At 67.9% G+C, this 24455-nt stretch carries 25 protein-coding genes and 2 tRNA genes; 7 read left to right on the top strand and 20 right to left on the bottom strand.

The window, feature by feature from the left end; genetic code table 11:
- Positions 1–13 precede the first annotated feature (13 nt).
- From napA to B9N97_RS25055, 3 genes are read right to left on the bottom strand one after another with little or no spacing between them, the layout of a single operon-like run.
- Positions 14–2512 carry a nitrate reductase catalytic subunit NapA gene (gene napA / locus B9N97_RS25065; protein ID WP_085090374.1) on the bottom strand — a complete coding sequence of 833 codons (2499 nt, stop codon included), beginning with the start codon at positions 2510–2512 and terminating at the stop codon, positions 14–16.
- Positions 2513–2562: 50 nt separating this feature from the next.
- Entirely contained in the window at positions 2563–2829 is a 267-nt protein-coding gene (locus B9N97_RS25060) for a chaperone NapD (protein WP_085090373.1), read from the bottom strand.
- Positions 2830–2838: 9 nt separating this feature from the next.
- Positions 2839–3033, bottom strand: coding sequence for a periplasmic nitrate reductase, NapE protein (locus B9N97_RS25055; RefSeq protein WP_085090372.1), 195 nt, complete (start codon positions 3031–3033; stop codon positions 2839–2841).
- A gap of 270 nt (positions 3034–3303) precedes the next feature.
- Between B9N97_RS25055 and B9N97_RS25050 the strand changes: the two genes are divergently transcribed.
- Both B9N97_RS25050 and B9N97_RS25045 read left to right on the top strand, forming a co-directional pair.
- The gene (locus tag B9N97_RS25050; protein ID WP_085090371.1) at positions 3304–4047 is read left to right on the top strand and encodes an MgtC/SapB family protein; all 744 of its coding nucleotides are present in this window, start codon (positions 3304–3306) and stop codon (positions 4045–4047) included.
- Positions 4048–4337: 290 nt separating this feature from the next.
- Positions 4338–6272 (top strand): sensor histidine kinase, encoded by a 1935-nt coding sequence (locus B9N97_RS25045; RefSeq protein WP_244560885.1) that lies wholly within the window; start codon positions 4338–4340, stop codon positions 6270–6272.
- Between the two features lie 10 nt (positions 6273–6282).
- On the opposite strand, the gene B9N97_RS25040 is transcribed toward B9N97_RS25045, so the two are convergent.
- From B9N97_RS25040 to msrA, 5 genes are all read right to left on the bottom strand, one after another.
- A complete protein-coding gene (locus B9N97_RS25040) occupies positions 6283–6897 on the bottom strand; it encodes a pyridoxamine 5'-phosphate oxidase family protein (protein ID WP_085090369.1) in 615 nt (204 codons plus the stop codon).
- The gene (locus B9N97_RS25035) at positions 6894–7394 is read right to left on the bottom strand and encodes a DinB family protein (RefSeq protein WP_085090368.1); all 501 of its coding nucleotides are present in this window, start codon (positions 7392–7394) and stop codon (positions 6894–6896) included. The genes B9N97_RS25040 and B9N97_RS25035 overlap by 4 nt, the downstream gene beginning before the upstream one ends.
- A 27-nt stretch (positions 7395–7421) precedes the next feature.
- Entirely contained in the window at positions 7422–9359 is a 1938-nt protein-coding gene (locus tag B9N97_RS25030) for a DNA translocase FtsK (protein ID WP_085090367.1), read from the bottom strand.
- Entirely contained in the window at positions 9356–9889 is a 534-nt protein-coding gene (locus B9N97_RS25025; protein ID WP_085090366.1) for a PAS domain-containing protein, read from the bottom strand. Before B9N97_RS25025 ends, B9N97_RS25030 begins: the two co-directional genes overlap by 4 nt.
- 153 nt (positions 9890–10042) lie before the next feature.
- Positions 10043–10684, bottom strand: a complete 642-nt coding sequence (gene msrA, locus B9N97_RS25020) for a peptide-methionine (S)-S-oxide reductase MsrA (RefSeq protein ID WP_085090754.1) — start codon at positions 10682–10684, stop codon at positions 10043–10045.
- A gap of 220 nt (positions 10685–10904) precedes the next feature.
- Here msrA and B9N97_RS25015 point away from each other — a divergent pair, with 220 nt between their 5' ends.
- A complete protein-coding gene (locus B9N97_RS25015; protein ID WP_085090365.1) occupies positions 10905–11366 on the top strand; it encodes an RNA polymerase sigma factor region1.1 domain-containing protein in 462 nt (153 codons plus the stop codon).
- Positions 11367–11556: 190 nt separating this feature from the next.
- Positions 11557–12012, top strand: a complete 456-nt coding sequence (locus B9N97_RS25010) for a hypothetical protein (protein WP_085090364.1) — start codon at positions 11557–11559, stop codon at positions 12010–12012.
- 21 nt (positions 12013–12033) lie between these two features.
- Here B9N97_RS25010 and B9N97_RS25005 read toward each other — a convergent pair whose 3' ends face one another.
- The 6 genes from B9N97_RS25005 to B9N97_RS24980 all read right to left on the bottom strand — a co-directional run bounded on the left by B9N97_RS25005 (position 12034) and on the right by B9N97_RS24980 (position 18185).
- Entirely contained in the window at positions 12034–12870 is an 837-nt protein-coding gene (locus B9N97_RS25005; RefSeq protein WP_085090363.1) for a TrmH family RNA methyltransferase, read from the bottom strand.
- Between the two features lie 33 nt (positions 12871–12903).
- The gene (locus B9N97_RS25000) at positions 12904–13482 is read right to left on the bottom strand and encodes a YqaA family protein (RefSeq protein WP_085090362.1); all 579 of its coding nucleotides are present in this window, start codon (positions 13480–13482) and stop codon (positions 12904–12906) included.
- Positions 13483–13602: 120 nt separating this feature from the next.
- The gene (locus B9N97_RS24995; RefSeq protein WP_085090361.1) at positions 13603–14016 is read right to left on the bottom strand and encodes a winged helix-turn-helix domain-containing protein; all 414 of its coding nucleotides are present in this window, start codon (positions 14014–14016) and stop codon (positions 13603–13605) included.
- Between the two features lie 134 nt (positions 14017–14150).
- Complete coding sequence (locus B9N97_RS24990; protein WP_085090360.1) at positions 14151–15152, bottom strand: glucokinase; 1002 nt, start codon at positions 15150–15152, stop codon at positions 14151–14153.
- 85 nt (positions 15153–15237) lie between these two features.
- Complete coding sequence (gene otsA, locus B9N97_RS24985) at positions 15238–16647, bottom strand: alpha,alpha-trehalose-phosphate synthase (UDP-forming) (protein ID WP_085090359.1); 1410 nt, start codon at positions 16645–16647, stop codon at positions 15238–15240.
- Positions 16648–17228: 581 nt separating this feature from the next.
- The gene (locus B9N97_RS24980; RefSeq protein WP_085090358.1) at positions 17229–18185 is read right to left on the bottom strand and encodes an N-formylglutamate amidohydrolase; all 957 of its coding nucleotides are present in this window, start codon (positions 18183–18185) and stop codon (positions 17229–17231) included.
- A 194-nt stretch (positions 18186–18379) separates the two neighbouring features.
- Here B9N97_RS24980 and B9N97_RS24975 point away from each other — a divergent pair.
- A tRNA-Val gene (locus tag B9N97_RS24975) sits at positions 18380–18454 on the top strand.
- Positions 18455–18535: 81 nt separating this feature from the next.
- Here the strand turns inward: B9N97_RS24975 and B9N97_RS24970 are convergent.
- The 4 genes from B9N97_RS24970 to B9N97_RS24955 form a co-directional block, all read right to left on the bottom strand.
- Positions 18536–19198 (bottom strand): LysE family translocator, encoded by a 663-nt coding sequence (locus B9N97_RS24970; RefSeq protein WP_085090357.1) that lies wholly within the window; start codon positions 19196–19198, stop codon positions 18536–18538.
- A 36-nt stretch (positions 19199–19234) separates the two neighbouring features.
- Positions 19235–19597 (bottom strand): hypothetical protein, encoded by a 363-nt coding sequence (locus B9N97_RS35205; RefSeq protein WP_143266840.1) that lies wholly within the window; start codon positions 19595–19597, stop codon positions 19235–19237.
- A gap of 143 nt (positions 19598–19740) precedes the next feature.
- A complete protein-coding gene (locus tag B9N97_RS24960) occupies positions 19741–20490 on the bottom strand; it encodes a helix-turn-helix transcriptional regulator (protein ID WP_085090355.1) in 750 nt (249 codons plus the stop codon).
- A 133-nt stretch (positions 20491–20623) separates the two neighbouring features.
- Positions 20624–21559, bottom strand: a complete 936-nt coding sequence (locus tag B9N97_RS24955; RefSeq protein ID WP_244560884.1) for a ribokinase — start codon at positions 21557–21559, stop codon at positions 20624–20626.
- Positions 21560–21659: 100 nt separating this feature from the next.
- On the opposite strand from B9N97_RS24955, the gene B9N97_RS24950 reads away from it, so the two are divergent.
- Entirely contained in the window at positions 21660–22460 is an 801-nt protein-coding gene (locus B9N97_RS24950) for a GntR family transcriptional regulator (RefSeq protein WP_085090354.1), read from the top strand.
- An 89-nt stretch (positions 22461–22549) separates the two neighbouring features.
- Positions 22550–23401 (top strand): transporter substrate-binding domain-containing protein, encoded by an 852-nt coding sequence (locus B9N97_RS24945; protein WP_208621248.1) that lies wholly within the window; start codon positions 22550–22552, stop codon positions 23399–23401.
- Positions 23402–23576: 175 nt separating this feature from the next.
- On the opposite strand, the gene B9N97_RS24940 is transcribed toward B9N97_RS24945, so the two are convergent.
- Both B9N97_RS24940 and B9N97_RS24935 read right to left on the bottom strand, forming a co-directional pair.
- Positions 23577–23652: transfer RNA gene (locus B9N97_RS24940), tRNA-Ala, on the bottom strand.
- A gap of 163 nt (positions 23653–23815) precedes the next feature.
- Positions 23816–24205, bottom strand: coding sequence for a TIGR02300 family protein (locus B9N97_RS24935; RefSeq protein WP_085090353.1), 390 nt, complete (start codon positions 24203–24205; stop codon positions 23816–23818).
- Positions 24206–24455: the final 250 nt, after the last annotated feature.

Below are 24455 nucleotides of genomic sequence, written 5' to 3'. Positions count from 1 at the left end.
ATGCCGACACTCCTCAGGCGTTCACGGGCGTGATCTTGACCGCGCATTTCTTGAAGTCGGTCTGCTTGCTGATGGGGTCGGTGGCGTCGAGCGTCACCTTGTTGATGAGGACCGTCTGGTCGAAGAAGGGCACGAAGACCAGGCCGCGCGGCGGCTTGTTACGCCCGCGCGTCTCGACCCGCACCCGCACCTCGCCCCGGCGGGAGGTGACGCGCACCTCCTGGCCGCGCCGGACGTTCAGTTCCTTGGCGTCGTCGGGGTGCATGAAGACCACGGCATTGGGGAAGGCCTTGCGCAGTTCGGGAACCCGCATGGTCATCGACCCGCTGTGCCAGTGCTCGATCACGCGGCCGGTGCTGAGCCAGAACGGATAATCGGCATCGGGCGCCTCGGCCGGCGGCTCGTAGGGCAGGGCGAAGACGTTGGCCTTGCCGTCCTTGTTGCCGTAGAAGCGCATGCCCTCGCCCGCCTTTACATACGGGTCGGAGCCCTCGCGGTAGCGCCACTTGGTCTCCTTGCCGTCCACCACCGGCCAGCGCAGGCCGCGTTCCTGGTGGTACTGCTCGAAGGGCGCCAGATCGTGGCCATGGCCGCGGCCGAAGGCGGCATATTCCTCGAACAGGCCCTTCTGGACGTAGAAGCCGGCGTCCTTGGCCTCCTGGTTGTTGTAGGCCGGGTCGAGGTCGGACAGCGGGAAGCGGTCGACCTGACCGTTGCGGAACAGCACGTCGTAGAGGGTCTTGCCGCGCAGCTCCGGCTTCTTGTTCAGCAGCTCCTCCGGCCACACCTCCTCGATCTGGAAGCGCTTGGAGAACTCCATGATCTGCCACAGGTCGGAGCGTGCGCCGTCCGGGGCATCGACCAGCTGGCGCCACAGCTGGGTGCGGCGCTCGGCGTTGCCGTAGCCGCCCTCCTTCTCCACCCACATGGCGGTCGGCAGGATCAGGTCGGCGGCCAGTGCCGTGACGGTGGGGTAGGGGTCGGAGACGACGATGAAGTTCTCCGGGTTGCGGTAGCCGGGGAAGGTCTCCTTCGCCGTGTTCGGGGCCGTCTGCATGTTGTTGTTGCACATGACCCAGTAGGCGTTGAGCTTGCCGTCCTTCAGCATGCGGTCCTGCAGAACGGCGTGGTAGCCGATCTTGTCGGGGATGGTCCCCTCCGGCAGCTTCCAGATCTCCTCGGCGTGTTTGCGGTGCTCGGGGTTGGTCACCACCATGTCGGCGGGCAGCCGGTGGGAGAAGGTGCCGACCTCGCGCGCGGTGCCGCAGGCCGACGGCTGGCCGGTCAGCGAGAAGGGGCCGTTGCCGGGCTGCGAGATTTTGCCGGTCAGCAGGTGGATGTTGTAGACGAGGTTGTTGGCCCAGACGCCGCGGACATGCTGGTTGAAGCCCATGGTCCAGAAGGACACGACCTTCACCTTCGGGTCGGCGTACAGCTCGGCCAGCGCCTCCAGCCGGTTCTTCGGCACGCCCGACAGCTCGTGCGCCTTGTCCAGCGTGTAGGGTTCGACGAACTTGGCGAACTCGTCGAAGGTGATCGGGTCGGAGTCGTTGGCCTTGGCGGCGTTCTTCGCCTTCTGCTCCAGCGGGTTCTCGGGACGCAGGCCATAGCCGATGTCGTCGCGGCCGCGCTTGAAGTTGCAGTGCTTCTCGATGAACTCCTTGTTCACCCGGCCGGTCTTGATGATGTGGTTGGCGATGTAGTTGAGGATCGCCAGGTCGGAGCCGGGGGTGAAGACCAGGCCGATGTCGGCGAGGTCGAAGCTGCGGTGCTCGAAGGTGGACAGCACGGCAACCTTGCAGCCGGGGTGGCTGAGGCGGCGGTCGGTGACGCGCGTCCACAGGATGGGGTGCATCTCCGCCATGTTGGAGCCCCACAGCACGAAGGCGTCGGCGTGCTCCATGTCGTCGTAGCAGCCCATCGGCTCGTCCATGCCGAAGGTGCGCATGAAGCCGGCCACCGCCGACGCCATGCAGTGGCGGGCGTTCGGGTCCAGGTTGTTGGAGCGCAGCCCGGCCTTCATCAGCTTGGAGGCGGCATAACCCTCGTAGATGGTCCACTGGCCGGAGCCGAACATGCCGACGGCGGTCGGACCCTTCTTCTTCAGGGTCTCCTTCCACTTCTGCGCCATGATGTCGAAGGCGGCGTCCCAGGTGATGGGCTCGAACTCGCCGTCCTTGTCGAACTTGCCGTCCTTCATGCGCAGCAGCGGCTGGTTCAGCCGGTCCTCGCCATACATGATCTTCGACAGGAAATAGCCCTTCACGCAGTTCAGGCCGCGGTTCACCTCGGCCTTCACGTCGCCGTGGGTGGCGACGACGCGGCCGTCCTTGACGCCGACCATCACGCTGCAGCCGGTGCCGCAGAAGCGGCAGGGGGCCTTGGACCAGTTCAGCTTGGCGCCTTCACCGGTCAGGATGTTGGCGGCGGATGCGGGCAGCGAGATTCCGGCCGCCGCGGCGGCGGCAGCGGCGGCTTGCGCCTTCAGGTAATCGCGGCGGGACAGGAACATGGCAGGCAGACTCCAGTTTCGGAGGAATTTCGTTCGGGACTGCGCCGCCCTCAGGCGGCGTCGATCGCGTCCGCAGGTTCGTAGTGGTGGTAGACCATGGTGGTGCTGTGCACGCCGGGGACGGCGTTCAGCAGGGCGATGCGGTCGACCACCTCGGCCGCGCTGGCGGTGACCAGCGTCACCACCGCCTTGCCGTTCTCCGCCGCGCACCACTCCAGCCCGGCGACGGAGGCCGCCGCTTCGCGCAGCGCGTCGGTGCGGTCAGGACTGTGCTGGATGACGAGGCTGGAGATGTGGACTTCGGGGGCGCGGGGCATATCGGGGACTCAGTGGGTGAGGAGCTGGTACATCCAGATCGAGAAGCCATAGGCGGCGACGGTGCCGACGGCGATCAACGGCCAGACCAGGAATGCCAGCCACAGGAACATCAGCCCTTCGGCCCGGCGGGTCGGGGCCGGCGCGGAGTCGGTCGCCTTCCGGTCGGACGGATGGGACAGGACGGGGGAAGGGATGGGCCTCATGGCGGCACTCTCGGTCGGAGCGGAACGGGGCGGAGCGGAAATGGTCTGAGCCGGTCCGGGTGTCAGTTCTTTAGCCTGATACTTAGGTACCGGTTTTCGGCCCTTAGTATCGGTACTTTCCGGCGGTCTGGAATTGACCCAGGTCAAGCGGGGCCCTACACGCCCTGTGACGGAATGGCGCCTTGCGCCGCGCGGGCGCGCCGCCTCCGGCTGCGTTAGAGTGATGCCGAGGGCATGAACCGGACGCTCCGGTTTGCGATAGGATGGGCCATGGATTTGCTGCGCTCCTACTGGTCGCCAGCCGAGCTGGCGACCAACGGATTGATTCTCCTCCATCTTTTAGGGGCTTTGGCGGTTGGGCTGCTGCTGGGGTACGAGCGCAGCTATCACGGCCGGGCGGCCGGGATGCGGACCTACGGGCTGGTCTGCCTGGCGTCGGCTGCGCTGACCGTGGTCAACGCCTACCCGTCGATGTGGTATGGCGGCATCGGGACGCAGGGGGCGGCGCAAGGGGCGGCGCTGGTGGGCGATCCGACGCGGGTGATCCAGGGAATCGTCACCGGCATCGGCTTCCTCGGCGCAGGGGTCATCATGCGCGAAGGGCTGTCGATCCGCGGCCTGTCCACCGCCGCGTCGATCTGGGCGACCTCCGCCATCGGCATCACCATCGGGCTCGGCTTCTATGCGGTCGCCATCGCCGCGGCGCTGCTGACCATTCTGGTGATGAGCCTGCTGCAGCCGGTCGAGCGTCTGCTGCCGCACCAGTCGGTGATCCATCTGACCCTGGTCTTCCCGCGCGACAAGGCGCCGCCGCCGGAGGATTTGCGGGCACAGGCCAAGAAGCACGGGTTCGAGGTGATCGACTGGGCCTTCCACCTCGCCAGCGGCAGCGGCCAGTTCGAATGCCAACTGGTGCTGCAGGGAAAGGGCGATCCCGATCCGATGGCGCTGGTCGGCGCCCTCGCCTCGACCGATGCCGTCGTGGAGTTCAGGCTGTCGCCGTCGCGTATCTAAGGCGGCTCAGGAAGGGGCCGCATTCCAGAGGACAAAATACATACCAGCTTAATCTTTTCCTAAAACTTTAGCTTTATTCATACCTTACGATGACGACGGACTTGAACAACGGCCGTGAAGGCGGAAGCGGGAAAGGCAGCTTGCCGGCCCGGCGAACCGTCGGCGGCGCATGCGACGCGGCTCCCGCGGCTGCGATACCCGTTCATTTTCGCCGGATCGCAAGGCTGTTCGTCCTGCTCTGGGCAGTCCTGCCGTTCTTCGCCGGTGCGGCGCATGCGGCGGGAGCGGCCGTGGAGCCATTGCTGCTGGGCCCCGCCACCACCGGCGCGACGCTGGCCGGCCATTTCGCCCGGCTGGTCGATCCCGACCGCAAGCTGGACTTCGCCGACGTTCTGAAGGCCGATGGCGATGGCGGAATGGAGCCGCGGGAGGATTTCCGCGGCGCCGGCCAGACCCGCGACATCCATTGGTACCGCTTCGACCTGATGCGGGAGCCCGGCGCCCCGGCCGACTGGCTGCTGGAGATGGGCGAAGCCTATATCGACCATCTCGACCTGTTCATTCCAAAGGGCATCGGGCCAAAGGGCATCGGGCCGAAGGCGACGGCGGCAGCGGGCCGGCCGCAGGATTCCGCCGCCTACCGGCTGGTCCGGCTGGGCGATTTCGTCCCCTTCAGCCAGCGGCCGATGAAGACCCGGCTGCATGCCCTGCCGCTGACCCTGCCGGAAGGACAGTCGGTCTCGCTCTATCTGCGCGTCGATTCGGTCAGCGCCATCCGCCTGTCTGCGCGGGTGTGGGCGCCGGCCGCCTATATCGGCCACCAGACGACCGATCTGCTGTTCCAGGGGCTGTTCCTGGGGGTGCTGGGCATTCTGGTCCTGGGCTATGTCGCGCTGGGCCTTCTGCTGCGCGATGGGGCACTGCTGGCCTACACCGCCTATGTCGCCACCGTCTTCTGTTACTACCTGTTCGCCAACGGCATCGCCGCCACCCTGCTGCCGGACCTGCCGGGCTGGTTCATGAACATGATGGTGGGCAGCAGCGGTTTCCTGGGCTTTGCCGCGGCGCTGATCATGTGGGTCTATATCCTCGACCTGCGGACCTGGGCGCCCTGGCTGCGCCGCTGCTACCAGGGGCTGGCGCTGCTGGCCCTGCTGATGCTGCCGTCGACGGTTTCGCCGCTCTACACCCTGACCAACCCGATCGTGACGCTGTCGGCGCTGATCGTCGTGGTGGTCGCGCTGGTGCTGACCGCGCGCATGACCTGGCTGAACCGCGCCGACCCGACCCCGCGCTTTTATCTTGCCAGCACGCTGATCTCGCTTTGCGGGCTGCTGTTGACGCAGATGTCGCTGCGCGGTGTCCTGCCGGCCGATTTCGCCGTCGCCGATCCCTATCAGATCTCCTCGATGCTGGCGGTGCTGGTGCTGGGTACCGGTCTGGCCCTCCGCATCGGCCGCCTGCAGACGGAGCGGTTGCGCGCCCGCGAGGAATCGGCCTTCGCCACCAAGCGGGCGGAGGAGCAGCGCAGCTTCGTCGCCATGCTGTCGCACGAGTTCCGCACCCCGCTGGCCTCCATCGACAGCGCCGCGCAGATGATCGAGCTGTCGGGAGCGGTGGAGGCGCCGTCGGCGCTGACCCGGCTGCAGCGCATCCGCAACACCACCCGCAAGATGGCGGATCTGGTGGAACTGTTCCTGTCCGCCGATGCGCTGGATCAGGGGGCGCTGGCCCTGAAGCCGGAACCGGTGGCGCTGGGCCAGCTGTTGGATGAGGTTCGCGCTGGCCTGACGGGGACGGAGGCGGAAGAGCGTCTGGAACTGTCGGTGGAGGCTCCCGACCGCACGCTTCTGGCCGACGCGCCGTTCCTGGGGGTGGCGATCGGCAATCTGGTGCAGAACGCGTTGCGCTACTCGCCTCCGGACACGCCGGTCCGGGTGAGCGCCGGCGATGATGGCGGCGGCATCGTCATCCGCGTCGCCGACCAGGGCCGCGGCATGAGCCCCGACGAGGTGGAGCGCATCGGTTCGATCTATTTCCGCGCCTCGTCCTCACGCGGGACCAAGGGGTCGGGGCTGGGGCTCTACATGACGCAGAAGATCGTCGCCGCCCATGGCGGCACCCTGACGGTGGAGAGCGTGCGCGACGAGGGCTCCGTCTTCACCATTAGGCTGCCGGACGGCGGCGCTCAATTGCCGGTTCCCGGCAGGCTCGCCGCGCAGTAGCGGCCAAGGTTCAGTAGAGCGACTTCGGAATCCGCTCGGCCAGCGACCGGTCATAGGCGTCGCCGCCCTCGCGCCCGGCACTGGCCTCCGCCAGCAAGGCGCCTGTCGACGGCAGGTCGCTCCGCCGTACCTGGGCCGCCGGATCCCATAGGCGGGAGCGCAGCAGGGCGCGGGCGCACTGGAAGAACACCGTCTCGATGGTGACCACCAGCACCGACTTCGGCGCCTTGCCGTCGACGGCGAAGCTGTCGCACAGCGCGGGGTCGGTATCGATCACCGCACGGCCGTTGACGCGCAGCGTCTCGTTCAGGCCCGGCACCAGGAACAGCAGCCCGACCCGCGGATCGGCCAGGATGTTGCGCAGGCTGTCGATGCGGTTGTTGCCGCGGCGGTCAGGGATCTGCAGGGTGCGGTCGTCCGCCACCCGGACGAAGCCCGGCCCGTCGCCGCGCGGCGAGGCGTCCAGCCCGCCCGGCCCGCTGGTGGCGAGGATGAGGAAGGGCGACGCCTCGATCAGCGCGCGATAGCCGGGCGTCAGCGCCGGCACCTCCTTGGCGACGGAGGCGGCGACCGGCTCGCCATAGAGGGCTTCCAGCGCGGCGAGGTCGGTGATGGGGCGGCTCATTTCGCTTCCAGCAGGAAATAGACGAAATCCAGCACCGGAGTCGCCAGCCCGAACTGACCGAGCAGCGTGTGCGCCTGTCCGCGATGGTGGGTCTGGTGGTTGAAGACGTGGGTCAGGACCTGCGCGAAGGGCAGCTCGTACGGCGTGCCGGCCATGCTGCGGTAGGAGAGGACCGACTCGAACCGCTCCGCCGGAGTCGCGGCGACCACGCGCAGGATGCGCTCGTCCTCTGCCTCGCGGGCGGCGCGCAGGCTGGCGAAGTCGTCATGCAGGATTTCGTCGAGTGACGACGGCTTCGGCCCGCCGCCTTCGATCCGCTCCAGCCACACCCGGTCGGCGACCAGGATGTGGTTCAGCGTGCCGCACATCGAGCGGAAGAAGGCGCCGCGATCCTCGCGGAACTGCGCATCGGACAACGGGGCCGCGGCGTCGTACAGGCGGCGGTTGGCCCAGCGGTTGTAGCGGGCGAGGGTCTCGAAATGCGGCTTGGGGTCCATGGGGAGCCTTTTGCAGGGGAGAGAGGATCAAACCCCCGCGCGCTTGGCGGACAGGCCGGCGTGGGACAGCAGAACCTCCCGCTTGCCCTGGTGGTTGGCCGGGCCGACCACGCGTTCGGTCTCCATCCGCTCGACCAGACGGGCGGCGCGGTTGTAGCCGATCTGCAGCTGGCGCTGGATGAAGCTGACCGACACCTTGCCCTCGCGCACCACGAGATTGACGGCCTGCATGTAGAGGTCGTCGCCGGTCGCGGCCGAACCGCCGTCCTCGTCCTCCACCGCGGCGGTTTCCTCTTCCTCCTCGGTGATGGCAGTGACGTAGTTGGGGGCGCCCTGCGCCTTGACGTACTGGACGATCTCCTCGACCTCCGAATCGGAGACGAAGGGGCCGTGGACGCGGGTGATGCGGCCGCCGCCCTGCATGTACAGCATGTCGCCCTGGCCCAGCAGCTGCTCCGCCCCAGCCTCGCCGAGGATGGTGCGGCTGTCGATCTTGCTGGTGACCTGGAAGCTGATGCGGGTCGGGAAGTTGGCCTTGATGGTGCCGGTGATGACGTCGACCGAGGGACGCTGCGTCGCCATGATCAGGTGGATGCCGGCGGCACGCGCCATCTGGGCCAGACGCTGGATCGCCGCCTCGATCTCCTTGCCGGCGACCAGCATCAGGTCGGCCATCTCATCGACGATGACGACGATGTAGGGCAGCGGCGTCGGTTCCGACGGCGTCAGGTCGAAGACATTCTCGGGCTCGCCCGGCGCCGGGGTGCGGCGCGGCATCTTTTCGCCGGCGGCGATCATCTCCGCCATGCGGGCGTTGTAGCCCTCGATGTTGCGCACGCCGAGCTTGGACATCGCCTCGTAACGGCTTTCCATCTCGCGCACGGCCCAGCGCAATGCCACCACCGCCTTCTTGGGATCGGTGACGACGGGGGTCAGCAGATGCGGGATGCCATCATAGACCGACAGCTCTAGCATCTTGGGATCGACCATGATGAAGCGGCAGCGCTCCGGCGGCAGCCGGTAGAGCAGCGACAGGATCATGGTGTTGATCGCCACCGATTTTCCCGAGCCGGTGGTGCCGGCGACCAGCAGGTGCGGCATGCGGGCGAGGTCGGCCACCACCGGCTCGCCGCTGATGTCCTTGCCCAGCGCGATGGCGAGTTGCGCCGTGGTGTTGCGGAAGGCGTCGTGGTCGAAGCTTTCGCGCAGGTAGACCATCTCGCGCACCGGGTTCGGCAGCTCGACGCCGATGACGCTGCGGCCGGGGACGATGGCGATGCGGGCGGTCACCACGCTCATCGAGCGGGCGATGTCGTCGGTCAGGTTGATGACGGTGGCCGACTTGGTGCCGGGCGCCGGCTCGAACTCGTACAGCGTCACCACGGGGCCGGGGCGGACGTCCATGATCTCGCCGCGGACGCGGAAGTTCTTCAGGACGGTTTCCAGCATCCGCGCGTTGCGGGCCAGCACCGATTCGTCATGCTGCTGGACCGGGCGCGGCGGCGGGTTCTGCAGCAGCGAGACGGCGGGCAGCGAATAGACGGCGGGATACTCCACCGGCTCCGCCGGAGCGGCGGGCGCGGCCGGGGCGCAGGGTGCCACCGCCGCCGACACGGGGGCCGGAGCGGGGGCCGCGGCAGCCGGGGCGGCCTCGCACGGGGCGGCGGCGGGCGCTTCGGCCTCCGCCGGGTCGCGCGCCTCATAGGCCCATTCAACGCCCGACAGGAAGGCGAAGCCGGCGACCACCGCCAGCGCCTCGTCCGACAGGTTGGTGGAATAGACGGTGCCGGCGCGCGGCGTGCCGGGCAGGACCTCAACATCCCACATCACCCGGCCGTCGGGGCGCGGATTGGGGACGAGATTGAACGGGCGGCCGTTCAGCGCGCACCACAGATTGAACTCGTCGGCGGTCACCACGCCCGCCTGGGTGGGCGGGGCGGCGAGATGCGGCATACGCGGGGTCATGCCGAGGCTCCCGGCTTCTGAACGGTGAGGGGGACTGGACCGGAGGAGGAGCCGCCTGGAAGTGGGGCACGCGCCGCCAGTTCGCGCGGCGTCATCTCGTAGGCGGCGACCAGCAGCTTGTCGATGCTGACCCCGTCGCTGGACATCGGCAGCACCAGCCGTTCGAAACTGCGGGTGCGCCCGCCGAAGACGGCGGTGTGGACACGGGCGACGGGCAGCCGTTCGCGGCGCACCGTCTCGTATTCCGGCTGCAGCAATGCCCGCTGTTCCGGCGGCAGATCGTCCAGCGTGGCGCCCAGGCGCGACTGGCCGAAGGCGGCGGCCAGCGCCTTGCCGTAATAGGAGTAGACGAAGGTGCCGGATTCCTCCCCGATCACCTCGAACACGGCGATGTTGTCCTTCCACGGCCGCAAGTCGGCCGGGGCGATGCTGCTGGGGACCGGCGGGCGGCCGGCGACGGATTTGGTGAGCCAGAATTCGAGCAGGCCGCTGAGATACGGCGTCGCCAGCTCGGTTCTTTCCTTGGTCATGACAATCGCAGCTGGACGGGCGGCGCTCCCGCGGGGTAACGCCGCCGGAGCTTTCAAGAGCCGCCCGAACCATACCCGCAAGGGCCGGTGCGGCGCAACCGCAAGGGCTAAGCCCGGCAGGGGCGCCGCATCCCATCCTTTACCGGCGCTTCATCAGGCCGCACAGGTGACGCCGGTGCCGCCCAGCCCGCAATAGCCGTTGGGATTCTTGGCGAGATACTGCTGGTGGTAGCCTTCCGCGAAGTAGAAGGGCGGAGCCTCGCGGATCTCGGTGGTGATCGGGCCGTAGCCGGCCTGGGCCAGCCGTTCCTGATAGGCGGCCAGCGTCGACTCCGCCGCCGCCTTCTGGGCGGGGCTGTGGGTGTAGACGGCGGAGCGGTACTGGGTGCCGACGTCGTTGCCCTGGCGCATGCCCTGGGTCGGGTCGTGCGATTCCCAGAAGACGCGCAGCAGATCCTCGACCTTCACCATCGCCGGGTCATAGACGACGCGCACCGCCTCGGTGTGGCCGGTGCGGCCGGAGCAGACCTCTTCATAGGTCGGGTTCGGGGTGTGGCCGCCCTGATAGCCGACGGCGGTCACCCAGACGCCGGGAAGCTGCCAGAATTTGCGCTCCGCTCCCCAGAAACAGCCGAGCCCGAGGTCGATGACCTTCAGCCCCGGCGGGTAGGGGCCGGTCAGGCGATGGCCGTTGACGTGATGCTGTTCGGGAACCGGAACGGGTTGGCTGCGGCCGGGCAGCGCCTCCTCCGGCGTCGGCAGCGTCGCCGGCTTGCGCAGAAAATGCCCCAGCATGGTCGGGTCTCCCATCAGTGACGCGATCCGACGGATCGATGACGATCCGTTGGAGTGACCACTTATGTCGGGTGGAGTCCGGGCCGCGGCAAGGTGGCGCAGGGGAAGAGGATGGGGGGTGCCGTGAACCTTCGCCCGGTTCCGTGCGTTTGAACCTGTAGACCGCCCTGCCCGATTTCCGAGGGCCACCTTTTGAAAAAGGTCAAGAAGGAGAGCCATCATGGCCAGCACCACTGACGACCGCCTCATCCAATCGCTGATCGACCGTGGCCGCCGCAACGGCAACCGCCTGAGCGCCGAAGCGCTGGGCGAGATCCTGCCCGTCGACAGCATGACCCCGGAGGAAACCGCCGCGGTGATCGAGCGGGTGGAGGCTGCCGGAGTCGAGGTCGAATTGGATGATTCCCGCCTGATGCAGGGCCGGCCCAATCCGGCACTGGCGCGCCAGCGCGGCGACTATCACCGTGGCGACGGCGTGGTCGACATGGCGAATCCGGCGGCTCCGGCGGTGTCGGCGCCGGGTGCGGTGCCGTCGCGCCATGGCTGGGCAGACGACATTGCGGACGGCCATGCCGGTAGTCATCACAGCGGTGCGCCGACCTGGAAGCGTGACGGCGTGGAACTGCTGCCGCTCGTCTCCATAGCCGCAGTGGCGGTTGTCATGATCGTCGCGCTTGGTTAAGAAATGGATATGCAGGAAAATTTCTGATCCGCTCAGGTTGTCTTCTTAATGTTGCCGGACGATCATGGCGGACGGTGAGGGGTGCGGAAGCCGACGGGTAACCGGATATGCCGGGTCCAAGGCGTCGGAAAAGACGAAAAACGGCTTCCGCCCTCCGCATTGCGGCCAATGATCGATCGGTGGGGGAAATATGGGCTTTTCAGATGCGCCGGTGTCGGAATCGGCGGTGGTCACGTCCTTTGCCAAGGCGTTCCGCCTGGACCCGGATCAGCTTTACGTTCCCATTCTGCAGGCGCGCAGCTTCATCGCCGGGCGCCTGACCATGCTGCCGCGGATCGGCAGCAGCCTGGAGAGCGCCGACCTGGAATCCGGCCCCGGTCTGGTGGAGTGTCTGAAGGTGCTGGGCGGTCTGGTGATGGTGTCCGAAGGGCTGTCGGTGCTGACCCAGGCCGGGGCGGCGGGCGTGGCGGTCGCGACGATGCTCGGCGTCACCGTGTCCGCCGGTACCGGCATCCTGATCGGGATGGGGCTTTTCCTGCTCGGCGCCTATCTGCTCTACAAAGGGGTGCAGGCGCTGTGGCCCTTCATCCGGCGTCGGCTGCAAGCGGAGCTGGGGCTGTCGCTCAATCTGTTCGCCACCTTCTGACGGCGACGATCCGGCCCCGCCTCAGCCTGCCGTCAGCGCGTGGATGAGGATGGCTGCGGTGGCGGCGACGTTCAGCGACTGGACGCGCCCGCTGCCGGGAATGGTCAGCACCGCCTCGCAGGCCGCCAGCGTGGCCGGCGGGATGCCGTCCTCCTCGTTGCCGAGCACAACTGCGGGGGGCTTGGCTCCCTGCTTGCCGCGCCAGCCGGTCAGCGCGCCGGCATCGACCGTCGGCCGGGTCTGGTCCAGCGCCGTTCCGAACACCCGGTGGCTGGCGCGCAGACGCTTCAGCGCGGCCGGCAGGGCGGGGGCGCGCTCCAGAGTCACCCACTCGAACCCGCCCTCTGCCACGCGATAGGCGGCTTCCGACGGCAGGGCCTGGCCGGGATGGTCCGACACCAGGACGCGGGGCAGGCCGAAGAAGGCGGCAGTGCGCAGGATGGCGCCGAGATTGTGCGGGTTGCCGACGCCGTCGAGGATCAGCAGCGGCTCGGACGCCCGGCGGGCGGCCTCCGTGTCGAACAGCGGCAGCGTCCGCGGCGCCATCAGCGCCACCACCCCGCCATGCAGCACGGTGCCGGCGACCTTCGCCAGTTCGTCCGCCTCCACCATGCGGTAGGGCTTGCGGGCCGCCGCCATCGCCTTGCAGTAGGCGCCCACCGCCGGCTTCAGCCGCTCGTCGAAGAACAGGCGTTCCACCCGCTCCGGCTCATGGGCGAAGAGGGCGGAGACGGCGGCCAGCCCGGCGACGCGGAACAGCTTGCGCGATTCGGTGGGCTCCGGGGCTGACGGAGGGACGGGGGCGGCGATCCGGGAACGGGCGCGGCTGGGTTGGGGCGGGCGTCCGCGCGGAGGCATGGAGGTCCTGTCTGTCTGGAATGGGGTGGCGGCTTACAGCAGCTTCACCACCAGGAAGCCGCCGATCAGCGCCACCGCGAACACGCTGGTGACCAGGGTCAGCCGCTTTTCGATGAAGGCGCGGATCGGCGGACCGAAGAAATACAGCAGCGCCGCCACCAGATAGAAGCGGATCGACCGCGAGATGATCGACGCGCCGATGAACACCCACAGCGGCAGATGCGCGACGCCGGCCGTGATGGTCAGCAGCTTGTAGGGGATGGGCGTCATGCCCTTGATGATGAGGATTTCCGCCCCGTACTCGACGAAGGTGTGGCGCAGCTGCTCGAACTTGTCGGTCAGGTGATAGAACTCGATCACCCAGCGGCCGATCGTCTCGTACAGGAAATAGCCGATCATGTAGCCGGCGATGCCGCCGACGACGGAGGCCAGCGTGCAGATCGTCGCCAGCTTCCACGCGGCCTTGCGGTTGGCGATGACCATCGGCACCAGCAGCAGGTCCGGCGGCAGCGGGAAGAAGGAGCTTTCGGCGAAGGAGACCCCGGCCAGCCAGGCTGTCGAATCCTTCGACGCGGCCTTGGCCATCGTCCAGTCGTAAAGACGCTTCAGCATGAATGGGCCGTCCTTCGTCGCTGCCGTTGCGGTGCACGACGCATCTTTTAGGCGCGACGGTCCCGGTGCGCCAGTGCCCAATTTGACCGCCCCCGGACAGGGTGAAGCCCTCCGGAGGCGTTAGCCCGTTCCGGCGGACTCCTCTCCGGGCTTTGTTCCCCCGGCCTTCTCTCCCCTGGGCTTCTCTGTGGGAGTTTCCTCCTTCAGCACCTCGTCCAGCCAGCGCAGGTGCGGCTCGGCGGCCTTGCGCGCCTCTTCCTGGGTCTGGCGGTAGCGGGCGACCACCTCCTGGCCCAGCGGGGTCAGGCCGGCGCCGCCGCCTTCACGCCCGCCGACGCTGGTGCGGATCACCGGCTCGCGGAAGGCGGTGTTCATCGTCTCCACCAGGAACCAGGCGCGGCGGAAGGTCATGTCCAGCGAGCGCGCGGCGGCGGAGATCGAGCCGGTGCGGTCGATGGTCTCCAGCAGGGCGATCTTGCCGGGGCCGATGGCGCCCGACGGGTGCAGGAAGCGGACACGAAGGTCGGCGGGCATGGTGTTCCGTTGCGAATCCGAAAGGGATGGGAACAACCATGTGGGGTCCGCCCCACCGGTTCAAGCGGCAAGTGGGGCGATAGGGGACACCACCGATGGGGGGTGCGATCCGCCGCACCCCCGGCCGATCAACGCTACTCCGCCCCGGCGGCCTCGGCGAGGCCCAGGAAGGCGGGCAGGTCGTGGGTGATGACATAGGTGGGGATCGGGGCCAGGAAGTCGCGCATCCGGCCCTTTTCCGTAAAGCGCTTGCGGAAGCGCGAATGGGTGAACAGCGTGCCCAGCTTCGGCACGATGCCGCCGGCGATATAGACGCCGCCGCGCGCGCCCAGCGTCAGGGCGAGGTTGCCGGCCACGGTGCCCAGCATGGCGCAGAACATCTCCACCGCCTCCACGCAATGCGGCTCGCTGCCGTTGAGCGCGTTGTCGGCCACCTGCGCGGGCGTAAGAGCGGCCGGTTCCCGCCCGTCCAGGATCGACAGCGCGCCATAGAGGTTGACGAGGCCCGGCCCGGACAGCACCCGCTCGGCCGAGACATGGTCGAAGCTCTTGCGCAGCTGGCCCAGCACGGCGCTCTCGCGGTCGCTGATCGGCGCCATGCTGACATGGCCGCCCTCGCCCGACAGCGCGGTCCAGCGGGCGTTGGCGCCCGGTACCAGACCGGACACGCCCAGCCCGCTGCCCGGCCCCAGCACCCCGACGACGGCCCCCGCCTGCGGCGCGCCGTCGCCGATCTGGCGCCGGTCCTCCTCCGCCAGACGCGGCACAGACAGGGCGACGGCGGTGAAATCGTTGATGACGACCAGCCCCTCCAGCCCCAGGGCGTCGCGCACCCGGTTAACGGAGAACTGCCAGACCAGATTGGTCATGGCGATGTGGTCGCCGGTGACCGGCCCGGCCACTGCGAAAGCGCCGCGCCGCGGCCGGCCGGGGGTGCCGACCGTCGCCAGCCCGACCGCCGACAGATAGGCGTTCGCCGCATCCTCGATCGAGGCGTAGTCGGCGCAGCGCAGCACGCGGGTGTCGCGCACGATCCTGCCGTCGATCAGGCCGAAGCGGGCATTGGTGCCGCCGATGTCGGCAACCAGAATGGGGGCAAGGATGGGAGCCGGGGTGGAGGAGAGATCGGCGGCCATGGATCCGGGTCTGCGTTGTTGGTGGGCCGAGCGGATGCTCGTTTGATGGGCCGAGCGGATGCTCGATTATGGATCGAACTGATGCTCAGGTGACCGGAAAGTCATACGGTGCCCGGGTCAGCGCGTCCACATAGCTTTCACGCCACCAGCTGATGTCGTGCCGGCGCAGGGTCTGCATCAGGGCGGCGTGGCGTTCCTTGCGCTCGCCCAGCGGCATGGTCAGCGCCCGCTGCAGCGCGTCGCCGACGCCTTCGATGTCAAAGGGGTTGACGATCAGCGCCTCGCCCATCTCGTGGGCGGCGCCGGCGAACTGGGACAGCACCAGCACGCCCGGATTGTCGGCGTCCTGGCAGGCGACATATTCCTTGGCGACGAGGTTCATGCCGTCGCGCAGCGGCGTCACCAGCCCGACATTGGCCAGCCGGTAGAAACCCGCCAGCACGCGCTGGCCGAAGCTGCGGTTCAGGTAGCGGATCGGCTGCCAGTCGAACTCGGCGAATCGGCCGTTGATGCGGCCGGCCATCTCCGACAGCTCGCGGCGGATGGCGATGTATTCCGGCACATCCTCGCGCGAGGGCGGGGCGACCTGCAGGAAGGAGACGCGGTTGCAATGCTCCGGATAGCTTTCCAGAAGCTGTTCGAAGGCGGCGAAGCGCTGCGGCAGGCCCTTGGAATAGTCGAGCCGGTCGACGCCGATGATCAGGCGGCGGCCGACCAGGCTCTCGCGCAGACGTTCGGCCTGCCGCGAGCGGCCGGCGGTTCGGGCCAGGCTCTCCAGCGCCTCGGTGTCGATGCTGATGGGAAAGACCTTCGCCAGCAGGGTGCGGCCGAAGGCGCGGATCATCGCCGTGCCGTAGGCGCCGCGCTGTTCCACCGTGCCGTCGGTCTCGGTGCGGATATAGTCGCAGAAGCCGCGCAGGTCGGTGGCGGTGTGGAAGCCGACCAGATCGTAGGCGCACAACTCGCGGATCAGGTCGCGGTGGTTGGGCAGGGCGGTCAGCAATTCCGGCGGCGGGAAGGGCGTGTGCAGGAAGAAGCCCATGCGCTGCGAGCAGCCGCGGCGGCGCAACTCGTCGCCGAAGGGGATCAGGTGATAGTCGTGGACCCAGATCATGTCGTCGGTGCGCAGCAACGGCTCCAGCTTGTCGGCGAAATAGGCGTTGACCCGTTCATATCCTTCGCGCGTGCGCCGGTTCACCGAGATCAGGCCCAGCCGGTAATGGAACAGCGGCCATAAGGTCTGGTTGGCGAAGCCGTTGTAATATTCCTCGTGGTCGCGGCGGCCCAGATCCAGGGTGGCATAGGTCAGCTTGCCGGCTTCCGTCCGTGTCGGTTCCGCCTGAGACTCGCCATCGACGACCTTTCCGCTCCACCCGAACCAGATGCCGCCGGTCTTCTTCAAGGCCGCGAGGATGGCGACGGCGAGACCGCCGGCCGCCTGCTTGCCCTCTTCCATCAGGGCCACCCGGTTCGATACGACGACGAGCCTGCTCACGATGTTCTTCTCCTTATTGGCCGCCGGCAGGGCGTTCCGCAGCCCGCGAGGTCCGGCTGTCCTTGCGGACACCCTATGCGGGACTACTACGAAACGACCATGGGCGGGCTTGGTTCCGAGCGCCGGCCGTCAAGCTCAAGACGCTGGTCCGAAGGTCCGGCGCTCCCTGTCCTTTGGGGCAGACCACTCCACGAAGGGTTATGTTGCATCGCAACATAACATCCCTAGGCGCTATCCGGTTCGCGATACCTCCAACTCCGGTTAACGTGATGTAATGAATAAGAAATTCTTTTTTGGGCTTGAAGCCGGGCCGGGTCGCGTTCATATTGTGCAGTGCGGCAACGGTCGCGCCTCGGCGTGGACGTTGGCGTAACGCACTTCTTGGGCGTTTCCTCCCTAGACTGAGGCCGCGGGTCCGCCCGCGGCCTTTTTTTGTGCGAAAAGCACCCGCTTCCGACGCGACGGCGCGCCGGCCCGGAAAAGGGCGCGGCGGTGCCAAGCCGAAGCTTGGCCCTGACGTGATAGGGCGAAACTGTGGCAGAGACGGGGCAATGGTCCCTTACGGGCGTCTCATCCGCCGATCAGCGCGGACCCAGCCCGTGCGGCGGCAGCAGGCCCAGCGTGTCGACCAGCTCGGTCATGTGGCGGGCGAGAACGTCCAGGTAAGGCAGGCGCGTCAGCGCCGCCTCGTCCATGTAGAGGTCGCGGGCGATTTCGATCTGAAGCGTGTGGATGCCCTGGCGCGGCCGGCCGTAATGGCGGGTGGTGTAGCCGCCGGCATAGGGATTGTTGCGGCTGACGGCATAGCCCAGCCCGCACAGGTATTCCTCCGCCGCATCGATCACCGCCGGGGCGCAGGCGTTGCCGAAACAGTCGCCCAGCACGATGTCGGGATGGCTGCCGCCGCGCCCGCCGCCTCGTCCGTTGCCCCGCCGTCCATCGGTGGTGGCGCTGGCGGACGGCATCGAATGGCAGTCGATCAGCAGTGCGTGGCCGAAGGCGTCGCGGGTTGCGTCCACCAGCTGGCGCAGCGCGTTGTGATAGGGGGTGTAGCAGCGGCCGACCCGGTCCAGCGCCTCGGCGAAGCGCAGCTTGCCCCGATAGATGTCCTCGCCGTTGGCGACCACGCGGGCGATGGTGCCCAGCCCCGCCGCCACCCGGGGCGACCGGGTGTTGACGTAGGCCGGCAGCGGATCGGCGAACATCTCCGGGTCCAGTTCGTAGGCCTCGCGGTTGACATCCAGATAGGCGCGCGGGAACAGGGCGCGGATCAGCGGCACGCCGAAGCCGGGGGCGAAGGCGAAGATCTCGTCGACGAAGCAGTCCTCCGACTTGCGCAGCGCGCGGGCATCCAGGCGGGACGAGGCGAGGAAGGCGGCGGAATAGGCGTTCCCGCTGTGCGGCGACGCCAGCACGAGCGGCAGCCTCTGGCTCTGCGGGGCCAGGATTTCGAAGGCCGGGGCGTTTGGCGGCGAAGCGACGGCGGCCGGATCGGGACCGGCGCCGGCATCGCGCTGCGCGTCGAAGGAGGCGTCCATGGTCGAATGATGTAATGGACGCTGGCCGCCGTGTCACGGGACCTCTGTCACGGGACCGGCTGCCGCTCTACCGCCGGCGGATAAAAAAAGCGGGAGTGGTCATGAAAGGTCTTGCGTGTCGGCAAGGAGGTCGGTATACACCCGCCCACGCCGGACGGAACGACGCCAAGCGCTCCTCCACCGGCCGCTACAGTGGGCGGTTAGCTCAGCGGGAGAGCACTACGTTGACATCGTAGGGGTCACTGGTTCAATCCCAGTACCGCCCACCATTCTGAAGGCCGCGAACCGGAACGGGTTCGCGGCCTTCTCCATTTTGGCGTTCTGCAATTTTGGGGGCCGTCGGGGCTTCGTCACGCGCCCGGCCTGACGGCGATGAACAGGGCCAGCGCGACGATGGCCAATCCGCAGGTCCGGTTGATCCGTCCGATGGCCCGCGCCGTGACGCGGGCGCGCGCCAGTCCGACCGCTCCGCTCAGCACCAGCCACCAAAGCGACGATCCCGCGAACACGCCGGCCGGCAGCGACAGAACCTCCGCCCAACCGGCTTGCGGCTGCGCCTCTGCGGGGATTGCCGGTACCAGCATCATGAAGAAGGACAGGGTCACCGGGTTGGTCAGGGACAGGGCAACCGCCGCAGCGTAGTTGCCGATGGTGCCCTCCACGGCCCGTTTCGGGCTGGCCACGGGCACAGGCAGGGACAGGTCCGGGCCGGTCGCCGAAAGCGCCGTCCGTTCCAGGCTGCGCGACAACATGCGCCAGCCGATCCATAACAGGAAAGCGGCGGCGGCGATCCGGCCATAGAGGTTCCAGATGCCGGCCGCGGGGGCAATATGGACAAGCCCGGCGGTGACCAGTGCCGCATAGAGCGCGTGCACGGTTGCGGCCCCCAGACCGGCGGCGAAGCCTGGGCGAAATCCTCCCGCCAATGTCCGCTCGATGCACAACATGCCCATCGGACCGACCGGTGCCGCGACGGACAGCCCCAGAACCAGCCCCGAGATCATTCCGTCCATGGCTTGCGTCCGTGCCCGATCCTCCCCGCGATCGTGCTATTGCCGGATCAGCCAGGGGCGCGACACTTCGCTCGGCACCATCTCCGTTCCATCGGGGCGCAGCCCCTGGCCCACCCGAACCGCACCCGCCGCCGAATCGTCGTCGGGCCGGAGAGGCGATTGGCCGGCCGATGGTGCGATGACCTGCCCTGGCTGAAGGGCGACGGTGTCCTTTTCCGGGTCGGGGGCGGGACTCCGCTCGGCCGGCGGTGTGGCGGCCATCTGTGGCGGCGCCGGGTCTTCGGCCATGGCGGCTCCTGCCGCGAGCGCAACGAGGGCCGGCAGCAGCGCGCCGGCCACCGCCGCCTGAACCGCCGACCGAACCGCTGACTGGGGAATTCGTAGCCGGATCGCATTCATCTCTGCCTCCCTGCCTCGGGCGGTCCTTCGGGAACGCCATGGGTCCAGCGTTGCAAGGCAATCGCGGAGGAGCATCGTCCGAACGCAGGAGGCATGGCCTTCTGGATGGGCCGGCATCCGAACGGATAACCGTGCCCGGCCGCTCACCGCTGCAGGGTGAAGCGAACCTGTGGCCGGAGTCCCGACAGCAGGCGCACCAGTTCGGCCTGCCGCCTGGTCCCGGTCTTTTCGAAGACATGGCCCAGATGGGTGCGGGCGGTGGTCTGCGAAATTCCAAGCCGGCCGGCACAGGCCTGCAACCCGTCGCCGGCCAGGATCTCCCTCGCCAGACTGGCCTCGGCCGCGGTCAGTCCGAAGCAGGATTGAAGCTGCGCGGCCGATGGGCCGCGGCGGCACCGCGGATCGGCCAGGAACAGCGCGGCCACGGGAAATCCCTGCTTCGTCCCGCGCAGTTCCGCCGGTAGGGCGGCGACGCAGCCCGCCAGCGGTGTCGCGCCGCGGCCGCAGACGATGGGCAGGGCATGTTTTCCGCCGGTCTCCTCCAACTGCAGGCAGGCGGTGACGGCATCCTGCAGAGCCCTGGTTTCGGATCGGCAGGAGGTCTCCACGGTCCCGTTGTGCAACCGAATGGACCGACCCTCCCGCAGCATCTCCTCTGCCGCGCGGTTGGCGAAAAGCAGATGGGCGCCGGCATCGACCAGCAGAACGATCTGGTCGAGCCGGTCAAGCAGCCAAACAAGGGTGAACGCGTCGACGTCCGCAACGGTTCCGGTCGAACGGACGCCCAGGGGGGCTGCCGGTCCCTGATGGTCGGACGCCTCCGCGGATGGCGGAAGTCCCGGTGAGAAGAAAGCCGACAGGCCGGCGGTTGAGTGGGCGGCGAGACCGATCATGACGGACCTCCCATCCGCACCGCAGGACACCGCGGGCGGCTCGTTTGGACTGGTTATGGTAGGTCCAAAAACAGTCCAAAGCCAAGCGATCGTGAGGGGTACGAACAACCGCGATTCGTGGACGCCGTCATCCTCAGGAACCGGCCAGAAAGCGCTCCAGCTCTTCGGTGGTCGGCAGTGCGGCGGCCACGCCGATCCGTCCGGCAACGATCGCCCCGCAGGCGGCGGCACGCTCCAGGCACTCCTCCAGCGGCCGGCCCTGGACCAGTCCGGCCGCCAACCCGGCGGTAAAGGCGTCGCCGGCGCCCAGCGTATCGACCGTCGCGACCGGGAAAGCCGGCTGGTGGAGGGGCGCGGCCCCCCGCCGACAGGCCACGGCACCGCGCGCACCCAAGGTGACGACCACAAGGCCGGGACCAAGGGCGAGAAACGCGTCGGCCGATGCGGCGGCCGACAGCGGCTCGGCATCCATGTCGATATCGAGCCTTGGGGCAAGGGCCTGCGCCATCTGTGCGGCTTCCACCGCGTTCACCACCAGGATGTCGGTGTGCGCCAGCAGGCCGGCGGGCAGGGCGCGGAACGGGGAAGGGTTGAGCAGGGTCCGAACCCCGGCGGCACGGGCAAGGGCGAAGGCTTCGACGATGGCCCCGTCGTCGATTTCGAACTGCGCCAGCACCAGAGCCGCCCTCCGGAGGCCGGTAGCGGCGCGGACATGATCTGCCGACAGCTGGCGGTTGGCGCCGGGATAGACGGCCAGGCAGTTCTCCCCGCCGCGATCGGTGAAGCCGATTCCGGCGCCGGTCGCCCCCGGGCAGCGGCGTATCAGCGCCGGAGACAGTCCGGCGCCGGCCAGCGCCTGTTCCGCCAGCCCGCCGAACAGGTCGTCGCCGACCGCGAACAGGCCGTCCACCCCCACGCCCAGCCGGCGGGCGCCGATGGCGAGGTTCAGCCCCTTGCCGCCGGCTTCCACCGTGAAGGCCTCGGCCCGCAGCGACTCGCCGGGCTGCGGGAATCTGTCGACTTTGGCGGAGCAGGCGATCACGAAACTCCCCAAGACAAAGAGAAACATGTTCTCATCCGTCGAGGCTGTCGCCATGTTGGCCTCCGTCAGTTGGGGGTTCGCCATGTCGAACCGGGTCATTTCTCCACAGAGAGCTGTCGACCACGCCGTGGAACGGGACACCGAAAAGCAGGCCACGGAAACGCAGGCCGCCGGAACAAGGCCGTCGCTGCCCTCGCTGATTCGCCTGCGCGACGATACCGCACAGCCGCTCTATCAGCAGCTTGAGGAACAGCTGCTTGCGCTGATCGAGAACGGGAGCGTGCCAGCAGGTACGACCTTGCCGGCGGAGCGTCAATTGGCCGAAGGACTCGGTGTCAGCCGGGCGACGGTGCAGCGGGCCTACCAGATGCTGCGCCACCGCAAGCTGATCAGCGCCCATGGCCGGCTGGGCTTCATCGTGCAGGGCGACGGGCCGCGGCTCCATCCCGGCATGGACCGGCTGAAAGGCTTCACCGAGGAGATGCGCGAACTGGGACGGACCCCGTCGGCGGATATCCTGGAGCAGCGGGTCGTCAGCGATCGGTCCATCGCCTCCATCTTCGGGCTGCCGTCGACCGCGCAATTCCTGAAGCTGGTGCGGGTGCGCCGGGGCGACGGCATTCCCATGTCGCGCGAAACCGCCTGGTACGATCTGGCCGCCGCCCCCGCCCTGCCGGACTGCGACCTGTCGCGGTCGGTCTATGCCAGCCTCGGCGAGCAGTGCGGCGTTCCCCTGACCCACTGCGACCAGACCATCGAGGCGACGCTGCCGCTGCCGCAGGAATGCGCGGTGTTCGGATTTTCCGAACCGGTCGCCTGCCTGCTCATCAAACGGCGCAGCTACACCGCCGCCGGCCGGATGATCGAATATGTGGAGGGGCTGTTCCGCGGCGACGTCTACACCTACCGGCTGACGCTGAAGGCCTGAGAGGCGCGATCCCTCGTCAAGCGGCGCCGTCTCCTCTAAAGTCCGGCTCTACTGTTCGTTGGCGAAGCAATCTACAGGGAGAAGCCTTCATGCCTGTCCATACCCTGCGCCGCAGCGGCCGGAGCCTGGCCGCCGCCGTCGGCGCGGTTCTGGTCTGTGCCGTCGCCGCCATGTCGTCCACCACGGCCGTGGCGCAGACCGCACCCGCCGCGCAGGCCGCCGGCACGGCAACCGAGACGTCGCGCCTGGACGCCGTGCTGTCGGCCGGCACGCTGCGCGTCGGCACCACCGGCGACTACAAGCCCTTCACCTACCTGAACCCGCAGACCCAGAAGTTCGAGGGCATGGACATCGACCTTGCCGAGGCCATGGGCAAGGCCATGGGCGTCAAGGTGGAGTTCGTGAAGACGACGTGGGGCACCCTGCTGCCCGACCTGCTGGCCGACAAGTACGACATCGCCGTCGGCGGTGTTTCCGTGACGTTGGAGCGGCAGAAGAAGGCGCTGTTCTCCGACGCGCTGATGCGCGACGGCAAGACGCCGATCACCCGCTGCGAAAACAAGGACCGCTTCCAGACCGTCGCCGACATCGACAAGCCCGGCGTCCGCCTGATCGTCAACCCCGGCGGCACCAACGAGAAATTCGCCCGCGCCCACATCCACAATGCGCAGATCGAGGTGCATCCGGACAACGTCACCATCTTCGACCAGATCGTCGCCGGCAAGGCCGACCTGATGATCACCGACGCGGTGGAGACCCGGCTTCAGCAGAAGCTGCATCCGGAGCTGTGCGCCGTCCATCCGGACAAGCCCTTCGACTTCTCGGAAAAGGCCTTCCTGCTGCCGCGCGACATCGTGCTGAAGCTGTGGATCGACCAGTGGCTGCACCAAGCCGTTGCCACCGGCCAGTATCAGGCGGTGTTCGATCGCTGGCTGAAGTAGCCGGCCGGAACCCTGCGGATGCCGCCGTGCCGATTCCTTGCGCGGCGGCATCGCATATGCCCGGCCATTTATCCAGACTGAACCGGCAAGTATGGGCAAAGCCGGCGGTTCGACCGGGAGCATGGTGCAAAAGCATCAAGGGCCCGGCGATTGCTCGCCGAGCCCTTGATCGATTTGGTGGAGCCAAGGAGGATCGAACTCCTGACCTCTACAATGCCATTGTAGCGCTCTCCCAGCTGAGCTATGGCCCCTTTAACTCTGGGGGCCGGTCGTTTCCGTCCGGCCTTGGTGGAGCGGGATAATAGTCAGGCGGTGGAGTGATGCAAGCGGAAAATTCGCCCCGCCGCGCTTTTTTTCACCACCCCGCCGGACCTTCCGCCCCCACCGGAAAGCAGTCACCGGGAAGGGCGCCGGTCAGCGCTCCTCCTCGTCCTCGCCTTCGACATCGACGACCTCGTCCATGTCGTCCTCGCCCAGTTCGGACGTGTCCTCGATCAGGACGTCGTCCTCATCCTCGGTGGCGTCGTCGGCTTCCTCGATGTCGTCGACGGACATGTCGTCCTCGACGTCCTCCAGTTCCGTGGTCTCGGTCTCGGTCTCGGCCTCTTCCTCGTCCTCCGCCACGGCGACCACCTTCTTGGTGTCGTCGGCCGGGGCCGGACGGGCCTTGCGGGACTTCAGCAGAGCCTCGGGATCGAACTGCGCGCCACAGCTCGGGCAGACCGGCGGGTCCTTGCGCATGTCATAGTAACGAGCGCCACAGCTCGGGCAGATGCGCTTGACGCCCCATTCGGGTTTGGCCACGCCACGTCCTCCGTCACAAAAAATCAGGGGGTTCTCAAGAGGCGCCCTTTGCCATGCCCTGAGACGCTTGTCAAAAAAAAGATGAAGCGGCCGGGTGATCGCCGTGCCGCGGCAGCAGCGGGAAAGAGGTATCCCGCTCGGACAGGGGTTGCCTTTACAGGGCGTTAACCATAACTCGCTAGAACGGACCTGCACAGTGTGCAACTCCTCCATTTGGTTTCCTCCTTGAACTCGGGGCCGCCTTCGGGCG

The organism is Azospirillum oryzae, assembly GCF_900177515.1.
GTDB lineage: Bacteria > Pseudomonadota > Alphaproteobacteria > Azospirillales > Azospirillaceae > Azospirillum > Azospirillum oryzae_A.
The sequence above is the reverse complement of the archived record's forward strand: the minus strand, read 5'-3'. Positions and strand labels throughout refer to the sequence as shown.